Source organism: Streptomyces sp. NPDC005728, from assembly GCF_040630895.1.
In the GTDB taxonomy this organism is placed as follows: domain Bacteria; phylum Actinomycetota; class Actinomycetes; order Streptomycetales; family Streptomycetaceae; genus Streptomyces.
Genome location: NZ_JBEXYL010000212.1, coordinates 1 through 6,399, shown reverse-complemented (window position 1 = coordinate 6,399; position 6,399 = coordinate 1). Strand labels below are relative to the sequence as shown.

5 protein-coding genes and 2 pseudogenes are annotated in these 6,399 nt (G+C 68.4%); 1 reads left to right on the top strand and 6 read right to left on the bottom strand.

The annotated features are described in order from the left end of the window. Positions 1-88: 88 nt before the first annotated feature. The 6 genes and pseudogenes from ABZ471_RS47375 to ABZ471_RS47350 form a co-directional block, all read right to left on the bottom strand. The gene (locus ABZ471_RS47375; protein ID WP_359075354.1) at positions 89-472 is read right to left on the bottom strand and encodes a transposase domain-containing protein; all 384 of its coding nucleotides are present in this window, start codon (positions 470-472) and stop codon (positions 89-91) included. 144 nt (positions 473-616) lie between these two features. Continuing rightward, positions 617-1,300: a restriction endonuclease gene (locus ABZ471_RS47370; protein WP_359075353.1), complete on the bottom strand. Its 684-nt coding sequence runs from the start codon at positions 1,298-1,300 to the stop codon at positions 617-619. Between the two features lie 2,055 nt (positions 1,301-3,355). Beyond that, positions 3,356-4,472, bottom strand: a pseudogene (locus ABZ471_RS47365) (ISL3 family transposase); the annotation flags it as partial. Positions 4,473-4,705: 233 nt separating this feature from the next. Beyond that, on the bottom strand, positions 4,706-4,849 hold the full coding sequence (locus tag ABZ471_RS47360; RefSeq protein ID WP_359075356.1) for a hypothetical protein: 144 nt from the start codon (positions 4,847-4,849) through the stop codon (positions 4,706-4,708). A 9-nt stretch (positions 4,850-4,858) separates the two neighbouring features. Beyond that, positions 4,859-5,074, bottom strand: coding sequence for a hypothetical protein (locus tag ABZ471_RS47355; protein ID WP_359075355.1), 216 nt, complete (start codon positions 5,072-5,074; stop codon positions 4,859-4,861). Positions 5,075-5,211: 137 nt separating this feature from the next. Then, positions 5,212-5,649: pseudogene (locus tag ABZ471_RS47350) on the bottom strand (recombinase family protein); the annotation flags it as partial. 500 nt (positions 5,650-6,149) lie between these two features. On the opposite strand from ABZ471_RS47350, the gene ABZ471_RS47345 reads away from it, so the two are divergent. Beyond that, the coding region (locus tag ABZ471_RS47345) for a trypsin-like serine protease (RefSeq protein ID WP_359075352.1) at positions 6,150-6,399 on the top strand (250 nt) is incomplete at its 3' end.

The window sequence follows — 6,399 nt, the reverse complement described above, 5'->3', positions numbered from 1 at the left end:
CCATCCGCATACCTCATACACCACGGAATACAGACAACACTCCAGGCCCATCAGCGACTTCGAGAGAGATCACCCTAAAGAGCCGAAGTCAGTAACGGGCAAGTGGTCGTACTTCAGCGAGATCGGCTATTGGAAGCCCCCGCCACCACGCGCCGGGCGTGCCCGAGGTCGCGAGCGGGCCAGCCACCTGGCGGAACACGGTCTTCAACACGTCCTCGCCGAGACGGGCGCGAGCCCGGGACAACGACGACCGGTTCACCCGAGCGACGGCTCGGCTGCCCGGGATGCCGCTGGTCAGCACCCGCAGCACCTCCTCGTACGACTCCCGGGCGAACAGACACAGGGCCAGGACGAAGTACACGACCAGCCGGGCCAGCAGAAGTCGGCGGCGTCGCTCGGCCCGTTCATGCTTGGCTTTCGCCGCGTCGGCCAGCTCGGCGGTGAACGCCTTCGTCAGGATCCCGATCCGCACACGCTGGCCCGCACCCCACCCCGTCACAAGCGGGGCAACGATCTCCGCAGCTCAAAAGCAACGGCATTGGCCTTCGCCCCCCACCGAGCCCACGAATAGGGGGAACCCGGCAAAATTGCCGGGTTCTTCTTAACCAGGCCCTGCTCAGCTCAACGGCGTTGAGCGACGCGGGGGCGGAACTGCCCGCAGCAGCTCCCATAACGGCCGCGAGCCCGCCGCCCACACGCCCAGCGTCTGACGGTCGACCACGTGCAGCCGCTGCTGCTTGGCGAACGTGACTGCCGGCGCGGTCACCCGTCCATTCGTCACGATCACCGCGACATCCGCCCCGTGCACCTGCCGGGCCGTCCCGTTGAGCACCTGTAGGTCCGGCGTGCCCACCGCCGAACCCAGGGCCCCGTTGCGGCGGTGCTTGCACTGGATCACCCAGCGCCGCCCGTACGGATCGGTCGCCCTCACATCCGCGCCCAGGTCCCCGCCGCCGCCGACCCGCTGAGCGTCCCGGCAGCCGTCCCGGCGCATCAGATCCCGTATCGCGTCCTCGAACTGGGAATGGTGCAGCGCGTCCAGCTGCGGCAGCCCGTAGCGCAGCCCCTGCGCCCATACCGCCTCCCATCGGGCCCGCTGCCGAAGGCTGTACAGCCAGCCCCCACCGGCCAGCACGGCGAGCACCAGGACCAGGACGAGCACCCACCAGTGGGCCAGCAGCCAGTGAACTACCGCCACCACCACCGCGATCACCATGGCCGCCGCCAGAAAGAAACCGATCAGCTCGGAGTCCCTCTGCTGCCGGCGACCGGACCGCCTCGTGCGCCGCCGCCTGCTCACCGGGCCCCCTGCTGAGACGGGAACCGGATCGGGTACGACACCGTCGGCGTCGGCTGCGGCCCCCGCTTCCACGTCGGGGTCGTGTCGAACCGGATCGGGTAGTGGACCGTCGACCGCGAGCCTGGCACTGTCTTGCCTCCCGCCCCATCTGCCGAGGCGTGACCGTTGCCGAACCCGACCACGGCTAACGCGAACAGAGCGAAGATCGTTAATTCCCGTCTCGCGCCCGGAGCCCACCGCGAATGCCCACGAACCGGTGTCCCGTCAGAGCGCACGTACGGCCGTACCCAAGGCATGGATGCCTCCCCCTCGTAGCACCATCGCTGCAACTAGCCATGCTGACAGGAGGCACTGACAACTGGTCAGGAGATCACTGCAAGACGCGATCAAAGGAGTCGCGAACAGGCCAGGGCACGGCGCAGACGTGCCGTCGAATCCCTCATCTTCTGGCAACTCGTCTGTGTTGCCGGGCACCTGGCCGTCGACCCCCGCCCGCACCACCGCCCGCACCGTCCGGTACACCGCACTCCCCTGGCACTGGCTCACCGCCGAGCTGCAGCACCACGGCAGCTCCCGCCCAAGACCGCCTCGGTCTACGCCGGCCCTTCCCGCGTAGACCCCAGCACACAAGGTCAGCGTCGGCGACTGGCCCGTCGGCTGCAGGCCCTTGTCAGGTCGCGGAAAGAACAGGGCGGGGGGGGCTGGGAGCCTTCGCCCCCCCACAGAGCGGCCGAATGGATCAACTCGGTGGATTTCACATCGAGTTGGAGAGACACCGGCTGTCAGTGCTGCGGCTTACCTTCGTAGATACGCCCGAATTGGGCTCACTCTCCCGACTCACCCGAGGACATCCCTGATGGCATACGTTCGCGGTCATCGCCGCTCGGACGGCACCTACGTTCGCCCGCACTACCGCCGCACCCGCCCGGCTGCCGCCCGCCCCGCTCGCCGGGTGAACATGACGACTGTCCGGCCTCGGCCGGCTTCGGCAAGCCAGACGACGAGGGTGCGGAGCTACCACCGAGCGGACGGCACCTACGTCCGCGGGCACAACCGCCGGATCAGCGGCCCGGTCGCTGTGGCGGCGGCCGGCGGAGGCAGCGTCATCCTGTTCATACTCCTGCTACTGGCCCTCATGGGCGGCGGGGGCGCAGGCGCGAGTACGCCCAGCCAGCACCCGACATCTCCGGCCAGCGTCAGTGGTCACTTATCCCACCCGTAAGGGGCGGCCCGAGGGCCCCGGGTGGCAGTTGCCCGGGGCCCTCGGGCTGTCCAAGAACCGATCGGTTCCTGGACGTTGCCTGTCGGCTCTCCTGCACCGTGCGGCGGGTGTTCAGGAACACGGTCCACCAAGGATGCGAACGCAGCGGTGGGACCGACCGGAGTGGTCGGCCCCAGGACGCGCGCGCCGTCGTCGTCTCCGCAGGGTCAGGTCAGCGCTGGCTGGCCCAGGTGAGGAGCTACTCGGCAAAGTCCTGACCGAGGACCTTGCAGGCTCCACTAGTCAGGCCGACAACGCCGGCGCCGATGAGCGCGCTCAGCCCGCGATGCCTCGTAGAGAAGGCACGGGGAGCCGGTTAGCGGCGCTTACCTCTGCGGCGTCTCGTCGTCCCCGCCCTCATCGGGTCGCGTAGCGGGCGCGGGCTTGCGCCCTGAGGGCGGGGTGGGACTGACATCAGTGTCCTCGACACCACCGTCAACCATCAGTTTCTGGCCCATCCCCCACTTGCGATCGTTGAAGCCAAGCCCAACGCTTGGGTCCGCCACCTCGGTCGATGACTCTTCGGGATCCCCCTTGCTGTTCGCTTCGGGCCCACCGTCGTCGGCTGGCGGAGGGTTCTCAGAAGTAGCCACGGGCACTCCATTCAGAAGGCGAGTCTCTTGGCGACCATGGTCCCGGCGCGTGGGTCTCCGATGCGTGAGGACAGGCCAACCGCTGCCACCGAGTCCCACTTTGGAGCGATGGAGAGCTACCGATTCCCAAACGGCTACAGCACCCCGTGCAGGGCGTTCTCCTTGAACGCCTCGTCGGCCTCGCGGTAGCGGCGCATGAGGGTTGATGTACTTGTGCAGGAGGTTCAGGCATCCGGTGAAGCCGAGGGCCTTGATCTCTTCGAAGGGGTGCAGGACCGGGACGGCGGGGTCCTTGGTCCGGCGTTTGCGCAGGTGATCGCGGTAGGGGTCGACGAGGCTGGCGCGGTATTTGGGGACGCGGAGCATGCGCTCGGGCTTCTCGGCGCGGGCGTAGCGTTTGACGGTGTTCAGGGCGAGCTGGAGGCGGCGGGCGCATTCGAGCAGGCCGACGCCCTGGTCGAGGAGGCCGTGGATCTGGTGCCAGCGTTCCAGGGTGGTCTGGGCTCGGGGTCCGTCGTAGAGGGGCGCGTCCAGCACAGTGGCCCAGCAGGTGCTGTGTGCTTTGACCTCGCTCAGGGCCGCTTCGCACAGGTTATGGCCACACGTGCCACCGATCCGCGACCTGCACCGCGTCAGGCAGAGCGCGTCGGATGGCCTCAGCATAGGTCGCCGAGCCGTCACGGCACACGACCTCGACGCCCGGATGCTCGCGCAGCCACACCTCCAGGGTGTGGGCTGTGCGGCCGTACAGCACGTCGATCCGCTCATGGCTTTCGGCGTCGATCACCACGGTGGCATAGCGGTGCCGCCGACGCAGCGCGAAGTCATCGACACCGATCACACGCGGCACCCGGCCGGCGGGCAGCGGGATCCGCAACAACGTGCGCAGGGCCGTGTGACGCGAGAGGCCCATCGCGAGTATCGCCAGCAACCGTGCCCCGGCCCGGCCTGCTAACTCTTTGACCACGGCCTTGATTTGCCTGGTCAGGCGTGTCGTCCGCCGCTGGTACCGGTCCAAAACTCCGGGCACCTGCTCACGGAATGTCTGCCGGCAGCCGCCCGTAGGACACACCAGACGTCGCACCCGTACACGAACCACTACCCGACGGCCATCGACCGGCACATCGGTCACCGTCCGCAGTTGATAGCCGTGCACCCGCCCCGACGACGCCCCACACACCGGGCAGACCGCAGCGTGATGGGGAGTCCGTGCCCGCACCACGATCCGTTCGCCCTCGTCGGTCACATCCTCCATGACCAGCGGCGACAGGCCCGAAAACACCATCTGCACAAGCTCGTTGACATCCCTCACTCGAATGTCAACGACCCTCACGACTCTACGTCACCACCGAATGTGAGACAGGGCCGTTGATTAGACACTCCCCGTCGAGATCGCCGCCTGGGCCTGGGAAACGGGAGTCTGCACCGGCCGGGGATGAACCGTCGTGCATGGCACCACGGCGGCGAACGGCGATGGCCGCTCAGCGATGCGCGCTGAGCACGAGGATGCCGACGCCCCGCGGGGAGACGGCACGCGTGCTCGGCACCCCGTCAGGACATCTGCGTGGCCGCGGCGATCCGGCCGGCATAGGTGCGGTACTCCTTCCGTCCCGCCGGGGCGCCGCCCTCGCGCGCGAGGGCGGCGCACTGCTGAAGCGCGCCCTGGTGGAGCGCGAGTGGGGCGGTGACGCGCACCGAACAGCCCTATCCGCGACGGATCGTCCGACCGCCCCGCAACGCCTCGCGTACCCCGGCGTCCGGGATGTCCTGCAGGTGGTCGGCGAGCAGACCGGGCACGTCGAGGACCACGGTCCGGCCGTCGACGACGTACTCCTGGTCCTGGCCGCGGGCCGCCTCACCCAGCAGCTGCCCGACCTCGTCGGCATCGGGGACCTCGCGGGCGCCAGCCGCGTCCAGCACGCAGCGGATCGCTCTGGGGGTGACGCGGTAATCGCGGGCCAGTGCTTCACGGCGGCACCCTCCCTGTACGCGGTCACGACGTCGGCAGCCTGGTCCTTGTCGAGTGCGGCCGGGCGCCCCAGCGTCTTGCCCGCGACCTCGGCGGCGGCGACGCCTTCCTTCGTGTTCTCCGAGATCATGTCGCGCTGGAACTCCAGGACCCTGGCGAGCACCATGACGAAGAGCTTGGTCTGCGGGGCGTCGGCAGCCAGGTCGAAGCCGGACCATGCGCCGGTCGCGATGTGCAGGTGCGGGTCGCGCCGCCGGAGGACTTCCCTGATCTGGATGACGTCCTTGCTCGAGCGGAACAGCCGCGCGGCATCGGCGATGCGGATGGTGTCGCCGACCGCTGCTTCGTCGAGCAGTCGGCGGAACCCGGACCGGTTGATCGCGTAGACGCGGAATGCTCTGGCAGGGTCCTCGTATGTGGGTGCGCCGGACTTGAGCAGACCATCCAGAGCGTGGAGTTGGCAGGCATTGGTCTGCTTGGCAGCGGACTGCCGGAGATACAGGCGGTCCGTCACGTACCGCCCCATCGGCCGGCCCCTGGGCGATAGGCCCCGGACCGCGCAAATCCGGGGCCTATCGGCGGCGCCGCAGTCAGGTCGTGCCCGCGCCGGCCCGGTGAGCGTCGCGTTCTCACCGCCGAAGCACCGCACACCCACTCCTGCTGCGGCGAGCGCACTCGTAGCTCCGGTGCCGTGTCCCCTCAACCCGGGCATCGGCACCACTCGTCGCCGGAGTGCGTTTCACCAGCCTCCCAAGTGCCGACCCTCGACCACATCCCGCCATGGATGTCACCTCGCGTACCACTGGGGTGGTACGGCACCACGGATGCCACCCCAGAGATGGCCTCGACGAGTCGTGGCCATGGAAGGGGGACCGTCAGCCAGAGGCGCGGCGCCAAACGTCCTCGACAAAGGCCATGGAGGGCCCTGGGGGGGGGATCCGCCGAACGATCGTTGTCCCTCTAATGAGTAGCGAACAGTGAACGTGAAGGGTTCACCGCCGACGACTCGGGAGCGAACACATACTCATGGGCATACGTACGCACCGACAGCGACGCCGGGACCGGCCACTGCTCATCACCCTGCTGGTTTTGTGCCTCGCCGGCGGAGCAGCGACCGCCGCCCTCGCCATCGTCGGCGGTCAGCAGGCAACAGAGGACTATCCCTTCATGGGATCCCTGCAATCAGATTATTGGGGCCCGTATCACAAGTGCGGAGCGGTGCTCATCGACTCCACGACCATGCTGACCGCCGAACACTGCGTCACGGCTTTGGATA